This window comes from Bradyrhizobium sp. CCBAU 51765 (genome assembly GCF_015291725.1).
GTDB lineage: Bacteria > Pseudomonadota > Alphaproteobacteria > Rhizobiales > Xanthobacteraceae > Bradyrhizobium > Bradyrhizobium liaoningense.
In genome coordinates, this window is record NZ_CP030038.1 from 908,503 (window position 1) to 930,347 (window position 21,845).

Consider the following 21,845-nt stretch of genomic DNA (forward strand, 5'->3'; position numbering starts at 1 on the left):
ACAGACCTTCCAAGAGAAGGGCTGCGGCAAACGCTGCAGCCCTTTTTCATTGGGCGACGCGAGGGGCCGGAAGCGGTTTCCTGATGCCGCAAAACAATTTATGGTGGCCCAAAGCCTCTGGCTGTAATCAAGTAGTTTCGTAAGATCAAAGGCTTAAGGACCTGGCCTCGGTTCGGCCGGCCTTTGGAGGGCAGTTTGACTCGTTATATCTCGACCCGGGGCGAGGCCCCCGAACTCGGCTTCTGTGACGTGATGCTGACCGGGCTTGCCCGCGACGGGGGCCTGTATGTGCCGGCGACCTGGCCACAGCTCCCGTCCGAGACGATCGCCGGCTTCTTCGGCCGGCCCTATTGGGAGGTCGCGGTCGACCTGATTCGTCCCTTCGCCGGCGGTGAGATTTCGGACGCCGAGCTTGGTCGTATGGCGAACGAGGCCTATGCCACCTTCCGCCATCCCGCGGTGGTGCCGCTGCGCCAGATGTCGCCGCACCAGTTCGTGCTGGAGCTGTTCCACGGCCCGACGCTCGCCTTCAAGGACGTCGCGATGCAGCTGATCTCTCGGCTGATGGACCATGTGCTCGCCAAGCGCGGCCAGCGCACCACCATCGTGGTCGCCACCTCCGGCGATACCGGCGGCGCAGCGGTCGAAGCCTTTGCGGGACTCGAGAATGTCGATCTCATCGTGCTGTTTCCGCACGGCCGCATCTCCGAGGTGCAGCGGCGAATGATGACGTCGACGGGCGCGGCCAACGTCCATGCGCTCGCCGTCGAGGGCACCTTCGACGATTGCCAGGCGATCGTGAAGGGGATGTTCAACAACCATCGTTTCCGCGATGCGACCTCGCTGTCCGGCGTGAATTCCATCAACTGGGCGCGCATCGTCGCCCAGGTGGTCTACTATTTCACCTCCGCCGTTGCCGTTGGGGCGCCGGCGCGCGCGGTCGATTTCGTCGTGCCGACAGGCAATTTCGGCGACATCTTCGCCGGCTACGTCGCCAAGCGCATGGGGCTGCCGGTGCGGACCCTGCGCATCGCCGCCAACGTCAACGACATCCTGGCACGGACGCTGAAGACCGGAATCTACGAGGTGCGCGAGGTGCACGCGACGGCGTCGCCGTCGATGGACATCCAGATCTCGTCCAATTTCGAGCGGCTGCTGTTCGAGGCGAGCCGGCGCGACGCAGCAGGCGTGCGCCGTCTGATGGAGTCGCTGAAGCAGTCCGGACGTTTCGTGCTGCCCGATGCGACGCTTGCCGCGATCCGAGAGGAGTTCGATGCAGGGCGCGCCGACGAGACCGAGACTGCGGCCGCGATCCGTGCTGCCTGGCGCGAAGCGGGCGAACTGGTCGATCCCCATACGGCCGTGGCGCTCGCTGTGGCGGACCGCGACACCACCGACACGAGGGTGCCGAGCATCGTGCTCTCCACCGCCCATCCGGCCAAATTCCCCGACGCCGTCGAGGCGGCCTGCGGCCAGCGGCCGCAATTGCCGGCCTGGCTGGATGGCTTGATGACCAAATCCGAACACATGAGGGTGATGAAGAACGATCAGGCCGAGGTCGAGCGGTTCGTGCTGTCGGTCAGCCGCGCCGCAAAGCAAGGAGTTGCCGGATGAGCGTCGAGATGACCAAACTTGCCTCCGGCCTGACCGTCGTCACCGACGAGATGCCCCATCTCGAGACTGCGGCGCTCGGCGTCTGGGCCGGCGTCGGCGGACGCGACGAGAAGCCGAACGAGCATGGCATCTCGCACCTGCTCGAGCACATGGCGTTCAAGGGCACGACCAAGCGCTCCTCGCGCGAGATCGTCGAGGAGATCGAGGCGGTCGGCGGCGACCTCAATGCCGGCACCTCGACCGAGACCACGTCCTACTACGCGCGGGTGCTGAAGGCCGACGTGCCGCTCGCGCTCGACGTGCTCGCCGACATCCTCGCCAATCCCGCCTTCGAGCCCGACGAGCTGGAGCGCGAGAAGAACGTGATCGTACAGGAGATCGGTGCCGCGCAGGACACGCCCGACGATGTCGTGTTCGAGCATCTGAACGAGCTCTGCTATCCTGACCAGCCGATGGGCCGCTCCCTGCTCGGCACGGCCAAGACGCTACGCGCCTTCAACCGCGACATGCTGCGCGGCTACCTCTCGACGCATTATCGCGGGCCCGACATGGTGGTGGCGGCGGCCGGCGCGGTCGATCACAGCCAGGTCGTCGCCGAGGTCGAGAGACGCTTTGCCAGCTTCGAGGGGACGCCGGGGCCGAAACCGCAGACCGCTCAGTTCGGCAAGGGCGGCACCAAGGTGGTGCATCGCGAGCTCGAGCAGGCGCATCTGACGCTGGCGCTGGAAGGCGTGCCGCAGAGCGACCCGTCGCTGTTCTCGCTCCAGGTCTTCACCAACATCCTCGGCGGCGGAATGTCGTCGCGCCTGTTCCAGGAGGTGCGCGAGAAGCGCGGCCTCTGCTACTCCATCTACACCTTCCACGCGCCTTATTCCGACACCGGCTTCTTCGGCCTCTATACCGGCACCGACCCGGCCGACGCGCCGGAGATGATGGAGGTCGTGGTCGACATCATGAATGATTCGGTGGAGACGCTGACCGAGGCCGAGATCGCCCGGGCCAAGGCGCAGATGAAGGCGGGCCTGCTGATGGCCCTGGAGAGCTGCTCCTCCCGTGCCGAGCAGCTTGCCCGGCATGTGCTCGCCTATGGGCGGCCGCAGACGGCGCAGGAACTGGTCGCCCGGATCGATGCCGTCAGCATCGAATCGACGAGGGACGCGGCGCGTGCACTGCTGTCGCGGAGCCGGCCCGCCGTTGTCGCATTGGGCAGTGGCAGGGGTCTGGACACGGCCGTATCTTTTGCGGAAGGATTGACCCGGGCGCGCGCCAAGGCGCGGCTGCACTAGGAGCTGTGCTAGGGAGCCCACCCCGGAAAGCATCACCATGGCCCTCTTTCGCCTGCCATCCAGTGGACCCGCCACCCTCGCCCCGCGCGGCAACGGGCTGCTGCTGCGCGCGCCGCAAATGTCGGACTTCCTGCAATGGGCTCATTTGCGCGAAACCAGCCGCGACTACCTCACGCCCTGGGAGCCGATCTGGCCGTCCGACGATCTCACCCGGTCCGGCTTCCGGCGGCGCCTGCGCCGCTATTCCGAGGACATTGCCGCGGACCGCTCCTATCCCTTCCTGATCTTCCGTGAGCTCGACGGCGCCCTGGTCGGCGGCATTACGCTTGCCAACGTCCGGCGCGGCATCGTGCAGGCCGGCACCATCGGCTATTGGGTTGGCCAGCCTCATGCGCATCGCGGCTACATGACGGCCGCGCTGCGGGTGCTGCTGCCGACGCTGTTCGGCGAGCTCAATCTGCACCGGGTCGAGGCCGCCTGCATCCCCACCAATGCGCCGTCGATCCGGGTGCTGGAGAAGTGCGGCTTCTCGCGTGAGGGCCTGGCGCGCCGTTATCTCTGCATCAACGGGGTCTGGCAGGACCACCTGCTGTTCGGCCTCCTGCACGAGGATTTCCGCGGCTGAGCCGCCATCCCGTGAGGGCAAGGTCTCCCTGCTTGCCACCTTTTTGCTGCCTTGGGTTCGCCGATTTTGACGATATAACGGCGCGGACCGGCCGGTGGTTGGGTCCGGATATTGTGATGGAGTATGGGTGTCGATGGTGAAGGAGCTTCGGTCATCGCGGAGGGCGTTGCGGCGGGGGACAGCGGTCGCGTTGGCGCTGTCGATTGCGCTCGTGTGCGCCTCGCCGGTGGCGGCCCAATCCTTGAGCGACCGCTTCAAGAGCCTGTTTGGCGGCAAATCGGACGAGCCGGCGCAGCCCAATCCGGCGCCCGCGCCCGGCCAGCCGGCCGACGACGAGCTCGATTGCCCGCAGGTCACCGTGCGCGCCGGCGCCTCTACCTATGCCGTCGGTGCGAACGGCAAGCAGGCCGTCGGTAACGACATCCGCTTCCAGGCCACGATCACCAAAATGGCGCGCGAATGCGCCCGGAGCGGTGGCGACATCACCGCCCGGATCGGAATCCAGGGCCGGGTCATCGCGGGTCCCGCCGGTGCGCCTGCTACGGTCGACGTCCCATTGCGCATCGCGGTGGTGCACGGCGGCATCGGTGAGAAGGTGATCGCCTCGAAGGCCTACCGGACCACGGTCGCGATGTCGGAGGGCGGCAGCGTGCCCTTCACCTTTGTCGCCGAGGATCTGAGCTATCCGGTGCCCTCGGCCAAGGATGCCGATTCCTACATCTTCTATGTCGGCTTCGACCCGCAGGCGCTCGCGCCCGAGCCGAAGGCGCGGAAGAAGAAGTAGGGTGAGGCTTCGTGCCCCTGCGGAGCCGGGGCTCACGCCGCGGCATAACTGGGTCCCGGCTCAGCGTCGCGTCATTGCATGCCGCGCCGCGTCCGGGACACGAGGTCGTTCAGACAACAAAAAAGCCGGCGCTCATCGCGCCGGCTTTTTGATTGATGAGAGCGCACCCCTCAGTTCAGCTTCTGCCTGACTTCGTTGATGCCCTTGGCGAGCAGGTCGTCGGCGACCTGGCCTCTGACCGACTGCGACAGAATCGTGGAAGCGGCTTGGACGGCGGCTTCCGCGGCTGCGGCGCGGACGTCGGCCAGCGCCTGGGCCTCGGCGAGCGCGATCTTGCTCTCCGCGGTCTTGGTCCGGCGGGCGACGAAGTCTTCCATCTTCGCCTTGGCCTCGGTCCCGATGCGCTCGGCCTCGGCCCTGGCGTTGGCGATGATGTCGGCAGCCTCGCGCTCGGCCGTGGCACTGCGCGACTTGTAGTCGGCGAGCACCTTCGCCGCCTCCTGCTTGAGGCGCGCGGCGTCGTCGAGCTCGGCCTTGATGCGTTCGGCGCGATGATCCAGCGCCGTCATCGCCGTCTTGAAGACCCCGAGATAGCCGAACACGACCATCAGGATCACGAAGGCGACGGCGACCCAAAATTCAGGTTCGAAGAACATCTCGACTAACCCTTCAAGGACGCATCGACCGCGGCATTGACCGACGCGGCGTCCGGAACGACGCCGGTGAGCTGTCGCACGATCTGACCTGCCGCATCGGCCGCGATGCCGCGGACGTTGCTCATGGCGGCGGCGCGGGTCGAGGCGATGGTCTTCTCCGCCCCGGCGAGCTTGGCTGCCAATTGTTCTTCCAGCGCCTTGCGTTCGGCTTCCGCCTGCGCATTCGCCTTGTCGCGGGATTCGTTGCCGATTGCCTGCGCCCGCGTGCGCGCCGAAGCGAGCTCGCTTTCATAGGCCTTCAGCGCTGCGTCGGACTGGTCCTTCAGCTTCTGCGCTTCGGCGAGGTCGCCCTCGATCTTGTTCTGACGCGCCTCGATCGCACCGCCGATGCGCGGCAGGGCGAGCTTGGACACGATCACGTAAAGCAGGACGAAGAAGATCGCGAGCGACACCAGCTGTGAAGCGAAGCTGCTGCTCTCGAACGGCGGAAAACCGCCACCGTGGTGACCACCGTCAGCCTCGGTGTGAGCGCCCGCCGCCGGACCTTTCGCGCCGCCATGACTCTCAGCCATGGAGTTCTCCTGTTGCAGTCACACGCGCCGTTCCAAGGACTGGAACGGCGCGAAAAACGTCGTCCTCAGAGCGGAACGAACAGCAGCAACAGCGCGATCAGCAGCGAGAAGATGCCGAGCGCTTCGGTCACGGCGAAGCCGAAGATCAGGTTGCCGAACTGGCCCTGAGCGGCCGACGGGTTGCGCACGGCTGCGGCGAGGTAGTTGCCGAAGATCACGCCCACGCCGACGCCCGCACCGCCCATGCCGATGCACGCGATGCCCGCGCCGATAAGTTTTGCTGCTGCCGGATCCATTTTAGACTCCTTGGAAGAAAGATGGGGTTGTGGGTGGAAATTCCCCGGACCGCTCAGTGTCCCGGATGAATGGCGTCGTTGAGGTAGATGCAGGTCAGGATCGCGAACACATAGGCCTGGAGGAACGCGACCAGGATTTCCAGCGAGGTCAGCGCGACCGTGAGCGCCAGCGGCAGCACGCCGCCGATCCAGCCTACGGCGCCGAGCGAGAAGCCGAGCATGGCGACGAAGCCCGCGAACACCTTCAGCGCGATGTGGCCGGCCAACATGTTGGCGAAGAGACGGACGCTGTGGGAGACCGGCCGCAGGAAGAACGACAGGATCTCGATGAACATGACCAGCGGCAGGATGTAGATGGGGACGCCGTGGGGAACGAAGATCTTGAAGAATTTCAGGCCATTCTTGTAGACGCCGTAGATCAGGACCGTGAAGAAGACCAGCAGCGCGAGCGCCGCGGTGACGATCAGATGGCTCGACACCGTGAAGGTGTAGGGGATGATGCCGACCAGGTTCGAGACGCAGATGAACATGAACAGCGAGAAGATCAGCGGGAAGAACTTCATGCCTTCCGCGCCGGCCGTCGAACGGATGGTCGAGGCGACGAATTCGTAGGAGATTTCTGCGACCGACTGGAGGCGCCCGGGAACCAGCTGCGTGCCGCTGGCAAGCATCAGGATCGAGATGATCGCCACCGCCACCAGCATGTAGAGCGACGAATTGGTGAAGGCGATCGTGTGATTGCCGATGTGGCCCAGGGTGAAGAGAGGCTCGATGTTGAACTGGTGGATCGGATCGATTTTCATCAGCGCGGCATCTCTTGGTCTGCCGGGCAATGCCGGCGGGTCTCGGTCTGCCGGCCGGGCCGGCCCGTACCGGCGAGGCCGGCACGATCATTCCTCTCCTGGTGGGATCCGCTAGGAATCGCCGCGCCTGTTTTGACCCGCGCCCGCCGTTCTCACCACATTCACCACGCCAGCCACGAAGCCCAGCAGCAGGAACACGATAAATCCGAAGGGCGACGTCGACAGCAAGCGGTCGAACCCCCAGCCAATCCCCGCTCCGACAGCGACGCCGGCGATCAACTCCGAGGATAACCGGAAACCAAGCGCCATCGCCGAGGCTCTGGCCGCTCTGTCTCCACCGTCACCTGCGGGTTGCTCGGTCTTGGTCCGGCGGTCGCGAAATTCGGACAACCGCTGATCAAGACTTCCGAGCCGTTCGGAAAGCGCGGCTTCCTCGGACGATCTATCGCGATCTCCATCCTCGCCGTGTCCCGTGCCCTGTGTCATGCAACGAAGACCCGAAACGCTGCGGCTGAATGGAAATTGCGCCCGTCACCCTCAAAAGCCGCGCGGACCATACTGATGGCCCATAATCAAGTCAAGCCAAGTCACGATTGCGTCGCTTTCGGTTATGTACCTGATTTACTTGATGATATCGGCGTGTGCGGCAGCGCTGCACACAGCGTGACGCCGCACCGCAGCAGGTCTCCACGCGATCGGCGGACGCGGCTGTCCTTTCGCCTCGCGGCCTGGATCAAAGAAGCCACCGCGTTCGTTGATTTCAGAGGCGGGTTTTTGGCGGCGGATTGCCTGACGCGGGTGTAGAATTGCACAAAAGCCGCACCAGTGCCGTGGCGGAGAGGGCGATGAGACCAGCGACGTCATCCACAACATCATGGCTTGCGGCGGCCGCCGCGGTGATGGTCGTCAGCGGCGGCCTCGTGGCCGCCCAATCCGCGCCCGACGGCGAAAATGGCCGCTACAGCATGACGCCCATCGCCGAGGGCGTGCTGCGGCTCGACACGCGCACCGGCACGGTATCGACCTGCACCAAGAACGACGCCGGCTGGGCCTGCTACGCGGTGCCCGACGAGCGGACCGCACTCGACGCCGAGATCGGCAGGCTCCAGGCCGAGGTCGAGAGGCTGAGGGGACAACTCGCGGCGGGGCCGACGGTGTCGGGCAAGATCGACGAGGCGCTGCCGAAATCCGACCAGTTGAAGAAGGCGGAGCCGAAGGCCGCCGAGGGCGAGCGCAAGATCGAGATTCCGCTGCCGAGCGACCAGGACGTCGATCGCGTGATGTCGTTCCTGGAAAAGGCCTGGCGGCGGCTGATCGACATGGCCAACCGCGTGCAGAAGGACGTGTCGGGCAAGATTTGAGAGTTTGAATGACCTCCGCGAAACAGCTGACGCGTTCGGTGCCATCGACCGTGCAGGCCACGGCCATCGGTACCGCCCTGTTGACGGTGCAGACGCCCGGGCGAACTTTCGTCGATCTCACCGCGGAAGCGACGAAATTCATCAAGGACGTTCACGCGCGCGACGGCGCGCTGACGCTGTTCATCCGCCACACCTCGGCCTCGCTGACGATTCAGGAGAACGCCGATCCCTCCGTGCTGGTCGATCTCACCACCGCACTGTCACGGCTCGCACCGGAGAACGCCGGCTGGACCCATGACACCGAGGGGCCCGACGACATGCCCGCGCACGTCAAGACCATGCTGACGCAGACTTCGCTCCAGGTCCCGGTCCTGAACGGGAAGCTCGCGCTCGGCACCTGGCAGGCGATCTATCTGGTCGAGCATCGCAGCCGCCCGCACCGCCGCGAGATCGTGCTGCAATTCATCGGCAGTAATCAGTAAGCGCACAAAACAAAACCGGCCGCGGAGACCGCGGCCGGTTCGTGTCGTCGATCGCTGCTTCGATCAGGTCGCCTTGATGTCGACGTCCTTGGTCTCGGGCAGGAAGAAGAAACCGATCACGACGGTGATGGACGCGAAGATGATCGGATACCAGAGGCCGGCATAGATGTCGCCGGTCGAGGCCACGATGGCGAAGGCGGTCGCCGGCAAGAGGCCGCCGAACCAGCCGTTGCCGATGTGGTAGGGCAGCGACATCGAAGTGTAGCGGATGCGGGTCGGGAACAGTTCGACCAGCATCGCCGCGATCGGGCCGTACACCATGGTGACATAGACCACGAGAACGAACAGCAGCCCGATGACTGCCGCCACCTGCGGGCGGAAGATGTCGAACGGATGCGCCATCTTCACGACACCGGCGTCGCCCGCCTTCGGATAGCCTGCGGCCTGCACGGCGGCCAGGATAGCCGGGTTGCTATCCTTGGCGTTCGTGTAGGGAATTTCCTTGCCGTTGATCATCACCTTCACGCCGGAGCCGGCCGGAGCGGAGGTCGTCGTGTACTTGACGGACGACTGCGACAGGAAGGCGCGCGCGGTGTCGCAAGGTGCGGTGAAGACGCGGGTGCCGACCGGGTTGAACAGGTCGCCGCAGCTCGCGGGATCGGCCACCACTTCCACCTTGGTCTGCTCGATGGCCTTCTCCAGCGCCGGGTTGGCGTTGGTGGTGATCATCTTGAAGATCGGGAAGAAGGTCAGCGCCGCGATCAGGCAGCCGCCGAGGATGATCGGCTTGCGGCCGATCCTGTCGGAGAGTGCGCCGAACACGATGAAGAAGCCGGTGCCGAGCAGCAGCGACCAGGCGATCAGGAGGTTGGCGGTATAGCCGTCGACCTTCAGGATCGATTGCAGGAAGAACAGCGCGTAGAACTGGCCGGTGTACCAGACCACGCCCTGGCCCATCACGCCGCCGAGCAGGGCGAGCAGCACGAGCTTGCCGTTCTGCCAGTTGCCGAAGGCTTCCGTCAGCGGCGCCTTCGAACCCTTCCCCTCTTCCTTCATCTTCTGGAAGATCGGCGATTCGTTGAGGCGAAGCCGGATCCAGACCGAGATTCCGAGCAGCAGCACCGAGACCAGGAACGGGATGCGCCAGCCCCAGGCGGCGAAGTCCGCTTCGCCTGTCGCGGTGCGGGTGAACAGGATCACGAGCAGCGACAGGAAGAGGCCGAGAGTCGCCGTGGTCTGGATGAAGGAGGTATAATAGCCGCGCTTGCCGTTCGGCGCATGTTCCGCGACGTAGGTCGCCGCACCGCCGTATTCGCCGCCGAGCGCCAGACCCTGAGCGAGGCGCAGCACGATCAGGATGATCGGGGCCGCGATGCCGATGGTGGCGGCATTGGGCAGCAGGCCGACGATGAAGGTCGACAGACCCATGATCAGGATGGTGACGAGGAAGGTGTATTTGCGGCCGACGATGTCGCCGATGCGGCCGAACACGATCGCGCCGAAGGGGCGGACCAGGAAGCCTGCGGCGAACGCCAGCAGCGCGAAGATGTCGCGGGTTGCGGGCGGATAGGCCGAGAAGAACTGCGCGCCGATGATGCTTGCCAGCGAACCGTAGAGATAGAAGTCGTACCACTCGAACACGGTACCGAGCGAGGAGGCGAGAATGACGAACCGTTCGTCCTTTGTCATCCCCCCCGCGCCCGCTTGAGACACAGCCACTGTCGACATGTTGAGTCGCTCCCCGAAATGAAATCGTTTCCTCGCGCCCCAGATGTCCGGACATGCCGGATCAGCCTGGGCCTTGGCGACAAGGTAACATCGGCGTGAAACTCGCCCCAATACGACTTTCGGCCTTGCGCACTGGCGCGCAGCACACACACGGTGTGGTATCGGGCACCGGCGCGCGAACCGTGAGGGCTGGGATTAACCCCTTTGCAGCAAAGGGATAATGTGCACTTGCATGCCACGGCCGCTCGGGGAAGAATTGACGCACCCGCCGGATCTGTTCGCCGGCCGGCGCGAACGACAGCAAGAGAACGATGAACGCTCCCTCAACCCACCTCGTCATCGCCGATGACCATCCCTTGTTCCGCGATGCGCTGCGACAGGCGGTGGCGGGTGTTCTCCCGTCGGCCAGGATCGACGAGGCCGGATCCTTCGAGGAGCTGACCGGGCTGCTGGAACAGACCTCGGAGGTCGACCTGATCCTGCTCGACCTCTCGATGCCCGGGATCTCCGGCTTTTCCGGCCTGATCTATCTGCGCGCGCAATATCCGGCGATTCCGGTCGTGATCGTCTCAGCCTCGGACGACAGCGCCACGATCCGCCGCTCGCTCGATTTCGGTGCTTCCGGTTTCATTCCAAAGCGTTTCGGCGTCGAGACGTTGCGTGACGCCATCCTCAAGGTGATGGACGGCGACGTCTGGGTTCCCGCCGACACCGACCTGTCCGTCGCGGCCGACCCCGACATGACGCGCCTGCGCGACCGCCTGGTGACGCTGACTCCGCAGCAGGTCCGGGTCCTCATGATGCTGTCGGAGGGCCTTCTCAACAAGCAGATCGCCTATGAGCTCGGCGTCTCCGAGGCCACCATCAAGGCGCATGTCTCGGCGATCCTGCAAAAGCTCGGCGTCGAAAGCCGCACCCAGGCCGTCATCGCCGCCGCAAAGATCGCCGGCGGCCAGTGGACGCAGGGCACGCCGACGGGGTGAGCCGCGGCGGCATGCGCTGAGCGGCCCATCAAGGCGGTGTCAGCATCTCACATTTGTATTCGTCGTCCCGGCCGCACATCGCTCGCCGTTGTGCGGTTTGCACCGTCGTTCCGACCAGCGCCGGCCTTCGATCAAGAGGGACATCGCGAGGAAGATCGGCGCTGCCGCGGCGGCGAGCGCAATGCCGGTGCCGGCGTCGCCAACCGCGCCAAAACACCAGTCCAGCGCGGCACGCACGTTGTGAAGCGCGGAGAAGTGGATCGCCCGTTCGTCGGCGTTCGGTGTCGCCGCCCATGTACTGCCGGCCTGTTCCGGCCATCGCCGGATAGCCAGCAGGTAGCGATCCAGCAAGGCCGGCTTTGCCTCGGCATCAGACCGCGTTTGCAAGCCTCGTAACAGGTTCTCGGCCGGCCTCACAACTTCTCACAAGTCTAAACGCGTCTCCCGGGCGCGCCGCTGATAGTTGGTTGCGCAGCGCCAAGGAGACTTTCATGACGCCAGCGGCAGAACTGCTCCACACGGCCCGGACGCACACCCGCGGCGGGCGGCACGACGGCCTGTCGCGCAGTTCCGACGGCCGCCTGGACGTCAGGCTGTCGCCGTCAGGTGGCGCAGGCATCGGCACCAATCCCGAGCAATTGTTCGCAGCCGGCTGGTCGGCCTGCTTTGAAGACGCGATGGAAATGGCCGCCCGCGAGCGGAAAATCGTGCTTCCCAGAAAAAGTGCGATCGATACGGAAATCGATCTTCTTCTCGATGAAGGCACTTATGCCCTTCGGGCGCGCCTCAATGTCAGCCTGCCGGGTCTCGATCGCGAGACCGCACAGGGCATGGTCGCTGAAGCGCATCAAACCTGCCCCTACTCCAAGGCCGTCCGCGGCAACATCGACGTCACGGTCGCGCTGGTCTGACGCAGCATCATCAACCACCAGGAGGTCGCAACGCCATGAAGCAGATCATCGATGAGCACCGCCGCCAGTTTCTCGGCATCGCCACAGGAGCCGTCGCCGTCGGCCTCGGCGTGATCGATCTCGCACGCGCCGAGACGGAACCGCTCCGATCCTCCGCATCGAATGCGTCCTTCGGGGCGATCAAGCAGATCGACGCCGGCGTTCTCAACGTCGGTTATGCGGAGGTAGGGCCCTCGAACGGTCCCGTCGCGATCCTGCTGCACGGCTGGCCCTACGACATTCACGCCTTCGTCGATGTCGCGCCGATTCTGGCGAAGGCCGGCTATCGCGTGATCGTCCCTTATTTGCGCGGCTACGGCACGACGCACTTTCTCTCCAGTGAGACGCCGCGCAACGGCGAGCCTGCGGCGATGGCCGTCGACATCATCGCGCTGATGGACAAGCTCGATATCAAGAAAGCCGTCGTCGCCGGGTTCGACTGGGGCGCGCGCACCGCGGACGTTATCGCCGCGCTGTGGCCCGACCGCTGCCGTGCACTGGTGTCGGTCAGCGGCTATCTGATTTCCAGTCAGGCTGCCGGCAATGCGCCGTTGCCGCCGCAGGCGGAGCTGCAATGGTGGTACCAGTTCTACTTCGCCACCGAGCGCGGCCGCGCCGGATACGAGAAGTACACGCACGATTTCGCCAAGCTGATCTGGAAGCTCGCCTCGCCGCAATGGAAGTTCGACGACGCCACCTTCAATCGCAGCGCGGCGGCGCTCGACAACAAGGATCATGTCGCGATCACGATCCACAATTACCGCTGGCGGCTCGGGCTCGTCCGCGGCGAGGCGAAGCACGAACATCTCGAAGAGAGGCTCGCGGCGGCTCCCGTCATCGACGTGCCGACCATCACGATGGAAGGTGACGCCAACGGCGCGCCGCATCCCGATCCGAGCGCGTATGCCAGGAAATTCTCGGGCCGTTACGAGTTTCGCCTGATCACCGGTGGCATCGGCCACAATCTGCCGCAGGAAGCACCACAAGCCTTTGCCAAGGCCGTCATCGATGCCGATGGTGCCTGAGCATCTGTCAGCGCCCTCGGTCCAGCCGGGCTGGATCGAGGATCGCCCCATTGATCCCAGCTTGAAGAACATCATGTCGTCAACCGAACCTGGAAAAAAGAAGTCCTTCTATGCCACGATGATCGTGCTGACGGTGGTCCTGCTTGTCGTGCTCCTGACCTGCGTGCCGTATCTCGTCACGATCGCCTCCGCAGAGGGGCCGGCGGATCTGAGCGCGGCGGATGCGTCGCCGATCTTCGGCGTCACGATTCCGCAAGGCTACAAGCAGTGGGAGCTCGTCGCGCCGGCCGAGGAGGCGGCGCCACTCGACGAGCTTCGCGCTGTGGTCGGCAACCAGGCCGCAATCGACGCCTATCAGGCCGGGAAACTCCCGTTCCCGGACGGCACCATTCTGGTCAAGCGCGCCTGGAAGCGGAGGCAATCGCCGGAGTTCGCGTCCGCAACGATTCCCGGCGCCGCCACCACGGTCCAGGTGATGGTCAAGGATTCCAAGAAATACGCTGCCACCGGCGGCTGGGGGTTCGGCCGTTTCATCAACGGCAGGCCGGTGGACGAGGCCCAGCATCGCACCTGCTTCGCCTGCCACGAGGCCCGCGTCAGGAGCCGCGATTACGTCTTCACGCGCCTTGCGCCCTGAGCCATCCGGAGACCGTCATGTCGAAGACATGGTTCATCAGCGGCAGTTCGCGCGGGCTTGGCCGGGCCATCGTGGAAGCCGCGCTCACAGCGGGAGATCGCGTGCTTGCGTCGGCCCGGGACCCAAAACCGCTTGAACCGCTGCTTGAGCGCTTCGGCGAAAGGCTTCGGCTTGCAACCCTCGACGTGACCGACGAGGCGGCAGCGCAAGCAGCGGTCGGCCTCGCCGTGCAGACATTTGGCGGCATTGATGTGGTCGTGAACAACGCCGGTTACGGCGATCTCGGATCGGTCGAGGACACCAGCCTCGAGACGTTCCGTCATCAGATCGGGGTCAACCTGATCGGTACCATCATCGTCACCAAGGCGACGATTCCCGTGCTGCGTCGGCAGCACCGCGGGCACATTGTGCAGGTCTCATCCGTCGGCGGGCGCATTGGTGCTCCGGCCCGCGCAGCCTATTCGGCCGCGAAATGGGGGATCGAGGGCTTTTCGGAATCGCTGGCGCGGGAGATGGCGTTGATCGGCGTGAGCGTGACGATCGTCGAGCCCGGCGGCTTTCGCACCGGCTTTGCCCGGGCCGCGCATGCGGCCGGCGAGGGCCGGTCGGAGTACGACGCGGTCGTTGGCGCCGCCGTCAGGATGCAGCGCGATTACGATGGCCGCCAGCCCGGCGACCCGGCCAAGGCTGCAGCCGTCATGTTGAAGCTCGTCGACATGGATCGCCCACCCCTGCGGATTGCGCTCGGCAGCGACGCCGTGAACGCCATTGCGGCGGCGGACCGGCTTCGTCTCGAGGAATTGGAGAGGTGGCGCGCGCTCAGCCTATCGACCGACTACTGACCCGCGCGTCTCACTCCGCCGCCACCATCTGCTGTGTGCGCCACTGACCCAGCAGGGCACGGAGCGAAGCCGGCTTCACGGGCTTGTTGAGCACCGCGATCTTCTCGTCCCGCGCGGCGACCTGCACGGCGGGGCTGCGATCGGCGGTGATCAGGATCGCAGGGATGGTGTCACCGAAGCGGCGGCGGATCTCGCGGATGGCGGCGATGCCGTTGCCACGATCGAGGTGATAGTCGACGAGCAGGCCGGTGACGCGCCGTCCGGCTGTTTCGATTGCGGCGATCGCGCCTTCGGGGTCGGCGACCGCGATCACCTCGGCGTCCCAGGCCTTGAGCAGCGTGCGCATGCCGTCGAGGATCGCCGCATCGTTCTCGATGCAGACGATCAGCGCGCCAGAGATCGGGGTGCGCGCCAACGGCGTCGCGCTGGTCACGGCCGCGGTATGGGTGATCGCCTTCGCCGTCGGCACCGTCACGGAGAACACCGAGCCGCCGCTGGCATTGGAGTCGATGGCGATGCCGTGCTTGAGCACGCGTGCCAGCCGCTCGACGATCGATAACCCCAGCCCCAGGCCGCGCGCGATCCGCGCCCCCTGCTCCAGGCGATGGAATTCCTTGAAGATCTCGCCGCGCTTGACCGGGGGGATGCCGACGCCGGTGTCGTAGACGCAGATCTTGAGCGAGGTGCCGCGGCGGCGGCAGCCGACCAGCACGCGGCCGCGCGGGGTGTACTTGATCGCGTTCGAGATCAGGTTCTGGAGCAGGCGCCGCAGCAGGAGCCGGTCCGACTCGACCGGCAGCGAGCAGGGCACGAAGTTGAGCTCCAGGCCCTTGGCACGCGCGATCGGCGCGAACTCGATCTCCAGCGAGCGCATCAGATCGGCCATCTTGAAACTCGAGATCGAGGTCGTCATCGCGCCGGCATCGAGTCTGGAGATGTCGAGTAGCGCGCCGAGGATCTCCTCGATGGCCTGCAGCGATTCGTCGATGTTCTCGACCAGCCGCGTCTCCTCGCCTTCGTGCTGACGCTCGACCAGGCTCGTGACATAGAGCCGCGCCGCGTTCAGCGGCTGGAGGATGTCGTGGCTGGCGGCAGCGAGGAAGCGCGTCTTGGAGATGCTGGCGTCTTCTGCCGCGCTCTTGGCCAATGCCAGCTCGGAGTTCAGCCGCGTCAGCTCCTCGGTGCGATCGCGCACGCGCTTTTCCAGCGTTGCATTGGCGCGCTCCAGGGCTTCCGCGGCTTCGAAAGTGGGCGTGACGTCGGTGAAGGTGATGACGAAGCCGCCGCCGGGCATCTGGTTGGTGAGCACTTCGATCACCATGTGGCGTTCCGGCAGGCGTTCGAGATAAGGCTCGCTGTCGGTGGTGTAGGCGGCGAGGCGCCGCTCCAGCAGGGCCTCGCTCTCGAGCGGATGCTCCGGATCGCCCACGCCTATGAATTCCAGGATTTCGCGCAGGGGCGTGCCGAACTGGATCAGATGCGGGGGAACGTTGAGGAGATCGCCGAACTGCCGGTTGGAGCAGATCAGTTGCAGATCGGCATCGAACACGGCGATGCCCTGGCGCACGTGGTTGAGCGCGGTCTGGAGGATCTCGCGGTTGAAATGCAGCGCCGCGTGGGAGTCGTCGAGCAGCTTCAGCGCTGCCTTGGCGGAGACCGTCCGCTTGCGCAGCAGCAGCGACATCACGAGGCGGGAGGAGGCCGCGCCGATCGAGGACGCGATCAGGTGCTCGGCGTGCTGCAGCAGCTCGAAATCGGCAGGTGCTCCGGGCTCCAGCCGCACGTTTCGCCGCGCCGAGAATGCCTCGAAGGAATGCCGCGCCCGGTCGGGTCCGAGATATTGCGCCACCGTGGTCTGGATGTCCTGCACGGTGATGCTGGTGCGCCAACGGCGGAAGCTCGGGGAGATCGGTGCGAGCGTATTGGGCACGAACAGATCGGCCTGCAACAGCTCGATGGACGACGGCTGGCGCGCCAGCGACAGCAGCACATAGGTCAGGATGTTGAGCGACAGCGACCAGATGACGCCGTGCATCAGTGGCGGCAGGTCGGCGCCGAACAGCGCCTGCGGCCGCAGCGCCTCGATGCCGAACGGGCCGTGCTGGAGCAGCATGATGCCTGATGTCGAGGAATCCATGAAGCTCGGAATGAACAGCGTGTAGAGCCACACCACAAAGCCCACCAGCATGCCGCCGATGGCGCCGCGCGCGGTCGCGCGCCGCCAGAGCAGCCCGCCGAAGAAGCTCGGTGCAAGCTGGGCGATGGCGGCAAAGGAAAGCAGACCGATGGCCGCGAGCTGGGTATTGCCGAGCGCGCGATAGTAGAAATAGGCCATCACCATGATGGCGAAGATCGCGAGCCGCCGCGAGCGCAGCAGGAAGTCGCTGAAATCGGCACCGCCGGCGCGCCCCTCCGGCCGACGTTGCAGCACCAGCGGCACCACGAGGTCGTTCGAGACCATGATGGAGAGCGCGACGCATTCGACGATCACCATCGCGGTCGCCGCCGACAGGCCGCCGACGAAGATGACGACGCTGAGCAGATCGGCGCCGCCTTCCATCGGCAGCGCCAGCACGTACATGTCGGGGTCGGCGGCGCCGAACGGGAAGGTCACGAGGCCGGCGATCGCGATCGGGATCACGAACAGATTGATGGCGACGAGATAGAGCGGGAACAGCCATCGCGCGCGGCCGACCTCGGCATCGGAGGAATTCTCCACCACGCTGACGTGGAACTGACGCGGCAGCAGCATGATCGCGCACAGCGACAGCAGCGTCATGGTCAGGAAGTTGCCGATCGACGGCGAGTAGTTGATCGCGCGCACCGCTTCCGGCGTCTTCATCGCGCGCTCGATCAGCTCATGCGGCGAGAACATCCAGAAGGTGACGAAGATGCCGGCGGCGAGGAAGGCGATCAGCTTGATGATGGATTCGGTCGCGACCGCCAGCATCAGGCCGTGCTGGTGCTCGGTGGCATCGGTCTGCCGCGTGCCGAACAGCACCGCGAAGGCGGCCATCGACAGCGTCACCATCAGCGCGACGTCGCCGACGATCGGGATGTGGGAGAAGGCCTGGTCCTCGCTCAGGATCGTTTCGAGCGAGGAGGCAACCGCCTTGAGCTGGAGCGCGATGTAGGGCACCGAGCCGATGATTGCCATCAGCGCGACGGTCGCTGCCACCGCCTGGCTCTTGCCGTAGCGGGCCCCGATGAAGTCGGCGATCGAGGTGATGTTGTGGGTTTTGGCGAGCTGGATCACGCGGCGGAGCACGCCGGCCCCTAACCCGATCATCAGGATCGGACCGAGATAGATCGCGAGGAAGTCGGTCGAGGTGCGGGTGGCGAAGCCGACCGAGCCGAAGAAGGTCCAGGAGGTGCAGTAGATCGCCAGCGACAGCGGATAGATCAGCCCGGAGGCACGACCGCGCCCGGCCGGCGAGCGGCGGTCGCCATGGCTCGCCACCAGGAACAGGAAGCCGATATAACCGAACGCGGCGGCGATCACGCCCCAGTCGTGCAGCATGGTGAGCGTGCTTCTCTCCCTGGGCGCTACCAGCGCCCGTGCTCATTTTCCCTGCAAACCTAGCGCGTTGGACGGTCGCAAGCGACAGCGAAATGCCGGGCGGCGGCGGGAACTGGCGGCGTCGTTAAGGTGCGAGCGTGCACCCACGGGCGCCTACCCTCCCCTGGAGGGTGCAGGGCTATCGCATATGAGATGTGGCCATATGGATACCGACTGTTTCCACCGCGTCATGGCCAGGCTTGTCCCGGCCATCCACGCCTTTCCACGCAGCACAAAGAACGTGGATGCCCGGGACAAGCCCGGGCATGACGACCTCTGCAATATTCAAATGCGATTGCCCTGCCTGGAGGGGCCCTGGAGGGGGAGGGCAAGAACCCTACTCCGCTGCCAGCGACTTCTCGCGCAGCGGCAGGCCGAGGCGGTCCCATACCTGGAGCAGCGCTTCGGCGAGCTGATCGATCAGGCCGTCGTCGTGATAGGGCGAGGGCGTGATGCGCAGGCGCTCGGTGCCCTTGGCGACGGTCGGATAGTTGATCGGCTGGATGTAGATACCGTGCTCTTCGAGCAGGAGGTCGGAGGCCCGCTTGCACTTCTCGGGATCGCCGACGAACAGCGGCACGATGTGGGTGTCGCTCGACATGACGGGCAGGCCGGCGGCATTGAGGATTGCCTTGACGCGGGCGGCGCGGTCCTGGTGGCGCTCGCGCTCCCAGTTCGAGCTCTTCAGGTGCCTGATCGCGGCAGTCGCGGCCGAGCAGACCGCCGGCGGCAGCGCGGTGGTGAAGATGAAGCCCGGCGCATAGGAGCGCACGGCGTCGATGATCTGGCCATTGGCGGCGATATAGCCGCCGAGACAGCCGAACGCCTTGGCGAGCGTGCCCTCGAGAACGTCGATGCGATGCATGACGCCGTCACGCTCGGCGATGCCGCCGCCGCGCGGGCCGTACATTCCGACGGCGTGGACTTCGTCGACATAGGTCATCGCGCCATACGTCTCTGCGAGATCGCAGATCCTGGCGAGCGGCGCGACATCGCCGTCCATGGAATAGAGGCTCTCGCAGACGATCAGCTTCGGCCGATTCGGGCCAGCCGCCTTCAACAGCTCTTCGAGATGCGCAACGTCATTGTGGCGGAACACGACCCGCTCGCAGCCGGACTGCCGGATGCCCTCGATCATCGAATTGTGGTTGAGCTCGTCCGAGAGGATCAGGCAGTTCGGAATGAGCTTTGCGATTGTGGGGATGCCGGTCTGGTTCGAGACATAGCCCGAGGTGAACAGCAGCGCGGCTTCCTTGCCGTGGAGGTCGGCGAGCTCGGCTTCGAGCTGGACCAGCGGATGGTGCGTGCCGGCAATGTTGCGGGTGCCGCCGGCACCGGTGCCGACGCGCGTCGCGGTCTCGACCATGGCGCCGACCACCTTCGGGTGCTGGCCCATGCCGAGATAGTCGTTGGAGCACCAGATCACGACGTCGCGCTTGCCCTTGGACGAGTGCCACACCGCGTGCGGGAACCGGCCGGCCGTGCGTTCGAGGTCGGCGAACACGCGATAGCGCCGCTCAGTATGGAGACGATCGAGAGCGGAATTGAAGAACTGGTTGTAATCCATCGGCAAGACCTGCAACGGAACCCGGCCATGACGGCCGCTCATTTTTTAGAGCTTTTCGAGCTCCAATGTCTATGCGCCAGCACACATTTGAGGCAAGGCGAGCGTGCCAATTGATAACCGCCGGTCCGATGGCGATTGTTGATTTGGATCAAGCGCCTAGCACAGGACTGCCGGCCGCGACCGGCCCGACCGGGGGGAGGCAGGGCTGCCGTGGACATTTTGTCCATGGCGCGCGCACCATCCATGATGGCCAAGCTGGTTGCACCGACGCCATAGCCTTGCCCGGCTGGGGCGGCGTGCCGGTCAGTCGGACAGCCCATGCGAAAGGAAGCCCCGATGAAGCGTGTCATGATCCTCAACGGTCCCAACCTCAATATGCTCGGCATCCGCGAGCCGCACATCTACGGCACGACGACGCTCGCAGAGGTCAACGCGAGCTGCGAGGACGCCGCCGCCAAGCTCGGGCTCAAGCTCGCCTTCCACCAGTCCAACCACGAGGGCGTGCTCGTCGACCTGATCCAGTCGGCGCGGCAGGATGCCGATGCCATCGTCATCAACCCGGCCGGTCTCTCCTTCACCTCGGTTTCGATCATGGACGCGATCAAGACATTCGAGGGCCCGGTGCTGGAGGTCCACATCTCCAACATCCACGCCCGCGACGAATATCACCGGCACTCCAAGATCTCGTTCGTGGCGACCGGCGTGATCTGCGGGCTGGGACCGTTCGGCTACGTCGCGGCGCTGCACGCGATTGCGAACATGAAGTGAGAACTTCTCGCTCGCCCGCTTGCGGGGAGAGCCGAAGAAATCACGTCGTCCTGAATTGCAGCACGCCGTCCTTTGTCTCGGCCGTCAGCCGGCCCTCGACGATCATATAGTTGACGTGGGCGACGAGTTCGCCGGCGGCAAAGCCCATCTGGTGCTCGTCCAGCACGTGCTTGTTGAACACGACAGGCACCAAGGCGCGCGATGTCTGCGGCATCTCGCGGCAGGCTTCCGCGATCAGCCGGCAGCGCTCCTCGTGATGGTCGGCGAGCTGCTTGATGCGGGTCTTCAGTCCATAGAACGGCACGCCATGGCCGGGCAGCACCAGCAGATCATAGGGCAGGGTGGTGGTGAGGCTCGCGAGCGAGGCCAGGTATTCGCCGAGCGAGTTCTGGTCGGGCTCGACCGCCCAGACGCTGACATTCGGCGAGATCTTGCTCAGCACCTGGTCGGCGGAGAGGAACAGCTTGTCGTCGGCGCAATACAGCATGACCTGGTCGAGCGCGTGGCCGCCGCCGGTGATCACCTTGAAGCGGCGCGTGCCGATCACGACCTCATCGCCGTGCGAGATGCGGCGGTAGGACGGCGGCAGCACCGAGACGCGCTTGAGATAATCCTGGCCGCGCCCGAGCAGCTTCTCGGTCAGTGACTCGTCCATGCCGTGACGGCGGAAGAACAGCCGCTGCGCCTCGCGCCGCTCCTCGGTGCCGCGGTTCTGGTGATAGACCGATTGCAGATATTCGACCTGCGACATCACCAGCGGGCAGTTGAAGCGCTCGACGATCCAGCCGGCGAGGCCGACATGGTCGGGGTGGGAGTGGGTGACGATCAGGCGCGTGATGTTGACGCCCTTCAGCGGCCCCTCGAACAGTTTCGTCCAGGCCTCGATCGTCTCCTCGTTGCCGAACCCGGCATCGATCATCGCATAGCCGTCGCCGTCGGCGAGCAGGTAGATGTTCACGTGGTTGAGGCGGAATGGCAGTTTCAGCCGCGCCCACAGCACGCCGGGTCTGATCTCCACGACCTCTTCGGGGCCGGGGTGTTGTTCCCAGGGGTAGCGCAGGGCCTCGGCCGAGGACTGTGCGATGTCGGTTTTTGAGCTCATGCTACCCGCTTAAACCCAGCGCGCGCAGGGCGCCAGCCGAAAAAGCACGCATGGCGGGCGCCGCATGGCCGTCATACCGGCCGTGTTTTCCGCCTCCCGGTTTGAAGTCGCCAAAACATGCCTTCATTCCGGGGCGCGCGTAAGCGCGACCTCAGGTGCGCGATTGCGCACCTGAGAATCCGAAGATCGTGGTGCGGGATCCCGG

General features: G+C 65.3%; 23 protein-coding genes. 13 read left to right on the forward strand and 10 right to left on the reverse strand.

Going from position 1 to position 21,845, the window contains the following annotated elements; all coding sequences use genetic code 11:
* Positions 1-195 precede the first annotated feature (195 nt).
* From thrC to XH96_RS04220, 4 genes are all read left to right on the forward strand, one after another.
* Positions 196-1,614, forward strand: a complete 1,419-nt coding sequence (thrC, locus tag XH96_RS04205; RefSeq protein WP_194391190.1) for a threonine synthase — start codon at positions 196-198, stop codon at positions 1,612-1,614.
* Positions 1,611-2,900: a pitrilysin family protein gene (locus XH96_RS04210; RefSeq protein ID WP_194391191.1), complete on the forward strand. Its 1,290-nt coding sequence runs from the start codon at positions 1,611-1,613 to the stop codon at positions 2,898-2,900. The genes thrC and XH96_RS04210 overlap by 4 nt, the downstream gene beginning before the upstream one ends.
* Before the next feature lie 37 nt (positions 2,901-2,937).
* Positions 2,938-3,525 carry a GNAT family N-acetyltransferase gene (locus XH96_RS04215; RefSeq protein ID WP_028178162.1) on the forward strand — a complete coding sequence of 196 codons (588 nt, stop codon included), beginning with the start codon at positions 2,938-2,940 and terminating at the stop codon, positions 3,523-3,525.
* Positions 3,526-3,658: 133 nt separating this feature from the next.
* Positions 3,659-4,309, forward strand: a complete 651-nt coding sequence (locus XH96_RS04220; RefSeq protein WP_194394029.1) for a hypothetical protein — start codon at positions 3,659-3,661, stop codon at positions 4,307-4,309.
* A gap of 170 nt (positions 4,310-4,479) precedes the next feature.
* Here XH96_RS04220 and XH96_RS04225 read toward each other — a convergent pair whose 3' ends face one another.
* From XH96_RS04225 to XH96_RS04245, 5 genes are all read right to left on the reverse strand, one after another.
* Positions 4,480-4,965 (reverse strand): ATP F0F1 synthase subunit B, encoded by a 486-nt coding sequence (locus XH96_RS04225; protein WP_194391192.1) that lies wholly within the window; start codon positions 4,963-4,965, stop codon positions 4,480-4,482.
* 5 nt (positions 4,966-4,970) lie between these two features.
* Positions 4,971-5,537, reverse strand: coding sequence for a F0F1 ATP synthase subunit B (locus XH96_RS04230; protein WP_194391193.1), 567 nt, complete (start codon positions 5,535-5,537; stop codon positions 4,971-4,973).
* A gap of 65 nt (positions 5,538-5,602) precedes the next feature.
* A complete protein-coding gene (locus XH96_RS04235) occupies positions 5,603-5,833 on the reverse strand; it encodes a F0F1 ATP synthase subunit C (RefSeq protein WP_007599451.1) in 231 nt (76 codons plus the stop codon).
* 53 nt (positions 5,834-5,886) lie between these two features.
* Positions 5,887-6,636, reverse strand: coding sequence for a F0F1 ATP synthase subunit A (locus tag XH96_RS04240; protein WP_194391194.1), 750 nt, complete (start codon positions 6,634-6,636; stop codon positions 5,887-5,889).
* 111 nt (positions 6,637-6,747) lie between these two features.
* The gene (locus XH96_RS04245) at positions 6,748-7,122 is read right to left on the reverse strand and encodes an AtpZ/AtpI family protein (RefSeq protein ID WP_194391195.1); all 375 of its coding nucleotides are present in this window, start codon (positions 7,120-7,122) and stop codon (positions 6,748-6,750) included.
* 75 nt (positions 7,123-7,197) lie between these two features.
* Between XH96_RS04245 and XH96_RS04250 the strand changes: the two genes are divergently transcribed.
* Genes XH96_RS04250 through XH96_RS04260 form a run of 3 tightly spaced genes read left to right on the forward strand, consistent with a single transcriptional unit; the run spans position 7,198 to position 8,479 of the window.
* Complete coding sequence (locus tag XH96_RS04250) at positions 7,198-7,440, forward strand: hypothetical protein (RefSeq protein ID WP_194391196.1); 243 nt, start codon at positions 7,198-7,200, stop codon at positions 7,438-7,440.
* A 41-nt stretch (positions 7,441-7,481) separates the two neighbouring features.
* The gene (locus tag XH96_RS04255; RefSeq protein ID WP_194391197.1) at positions 7,482-7,997 is read left to right on the forward strand and encodes a hypothetical protein; all 516 of its coding nucleotides are present in this window, start codon (positions 7,482-7,484) and stop codon (positions 7,995-7,997) included.
* 8 nt (positions 7,998-8,005) lie between these two features.
* On the forward strand, positions 8,006-8,479 hold the full coding sequence (locus XH96_RS04260) for a secondary thiamine-phosphate synthase enzyme YjbQ (RefSeq protein WP_194391198.1): 474 nt from the start codon (positions 8,006-8,008) through the stop codon (positions 8,477-8,479).
* Between the two features lie 63 nt (positions 8,480-8,542).
* Here the strand turns inward: XH96_RS04260 and XH96_RS04265 are convergent, their stop codons facing one another.
* On the reverse strand, positions 8,543-10,168 hold the full coding sequence (locus tag XH96_RS04265) for an MFS transporter (RefSeq protein WP_194391199.1): 1,626 nt from the start codon (positions 10,166-10,168) through the stop codon (positions 8,543-8,545).
* 350 nt (positions 10,169-10,518) lie between these two features.
* Between XH96_RS04265 and XH96_RS04270 the strand changes: the two genes are divergently transcribed.
* Complete coding sequence (locus tag XH96_RS04270; protein WP_194391200.1) at positions 10,519-11,190, forward strand: response regulator transcription factor; 672 nt, start codon at positions 10,519-10,521, stop codon at positions 11,188-11,190.
* Between the two features lie 39 nt (positions 11,191-11,229).
* Here XH96_RS04270 and XH96_RS04275 read toward each other — a convergent pair whose 3' ends face one another.
* A complete protein-coding gene (locus XH96_RS04275; protein WP_194391201.1) occupies positions 11,230-11,541 on the reverse strand; it encodes a hypothetical protein in 312 nt (103 codons plus the stop codon).
* Between the two features lie 140 nt (positions 11,542-11,681).
* On the opposite strand from XH96_RS04275, the gene XH96_RS04280 reads away from it, so the two are divergent.
* The 4 genes from XH96_RS04280 (at position 11,682) to XH96_RS04295 (ending at position 14,644) form a co-directional block, all read left to right on the forward strand.
* Positions 11,682-12,101, forward strand: a complete 420-nt coding sequence (locus XH96_RS04280) for an organic hydroperoxide resistance protein (protein WP_194391202.1) — start codon at positions 11,682-11,684, stop codon at positions 12,099-12,101.
* 35 nt (positions 12,102-12,136) lie between these two features.
* Positions 12,137-13,165 (forward strand): alpha/beta fold hydrolase, encoded by a 1,029-nt coding sequence (locus XH96_RS04285; protein ID WP_194391203.1) that lies wholly within the window; start codon positions 12,137-12,139, stop codon positions 13,163-13,165.
* A gap of 73 nt (positions 13,166-13,238) precedes the next feature.
* Positions 13,239-13,802 carry a cytochrome P460 family protein gene (locus tag XH96_RS04290; RefSeq protein WP_194391204.1) on the forward strand — a complete coding sequence of 188 codons (564 nt, stop codon included), beginning with the start codon at positions 13,239-13,241 and terminating at the stop codon, positions 13,800-13,802.
* Between the two features lie 17 nt (positions 13,803-13,819).
* Entirely contained in the window at positions 13,820-14,644 is an 825-nt protein-coding gene (locus XH96_RS04295) for an SDR family NAD(P)-dependent oxidoreductase (RefSeq protein ID WP_194391205.1), read from the forward strand.
* Between the two features lie 10 nt (positions 14,645-14,654).
* Here XH96_RS04295 and XH96_RS04300 read toward each other — a convergent pair whose 3' ends face one another.
* Positions 14,655-18,164 (reverse strand): PAS domain-containing hybrid sensor histidine kinase/response regulator, encoded by a 3,510-nt coding sequence (locus XH96_RS04300; RefSeq protein ID WP_194391206.1) that lies wholly within the window; start codon positions 18,162-18,164, stop codon positions 14,655-14,657.
* Positions 18,165-18,540: 376 nt separating this feature from the next.
* Positions 18,541-19,770, reverse strand: coding sequence for a 5-aminolevulinate synthase (gene hemA / locus XH96_RS04305; protein ID WP_194394030.1), 1,230 nt, complete (start codon positions 19,768-19,770; stop codon positions 18,541-18,543).
* Positions 19,771-20,106: 336 nt separating this feature from the next.
* Here hemA and aroQ point away from each other — a divergent pair, with 336 nt between their 5' ends.
* A complete protein-coding gene (gene aroQ, locus XH96_RS04310; RefSeq protein WP_028178139.1) occupies positions 20,107-20,538 on the forward strand; it encodes a type II 3-dehydroquinate dehydratase in 432 nt (143 codons plus the stop codon).
* Positions 20,539-20,578: 40 nt separating this feature from the next.
* Here aroQ and XH96_RS04315 read toward each other — a convergent pair whose 3' ends face one another.
* Positions 20,579-21,640 carry an MBL fold metallo-hydrolase gene (locus XH96_RS04315; RefSeq protein ID WP_194391207.1) on the reverse strand — a complete coding sequence of 354 codons (1,062 nt, stop codon included), beginning with the start codon at positions 21,638-21,640 and terminating at the stop codon, positions 20,579-20,581.
* Positions 21,641-21,845: the final 205 nt, after the last annotated feature.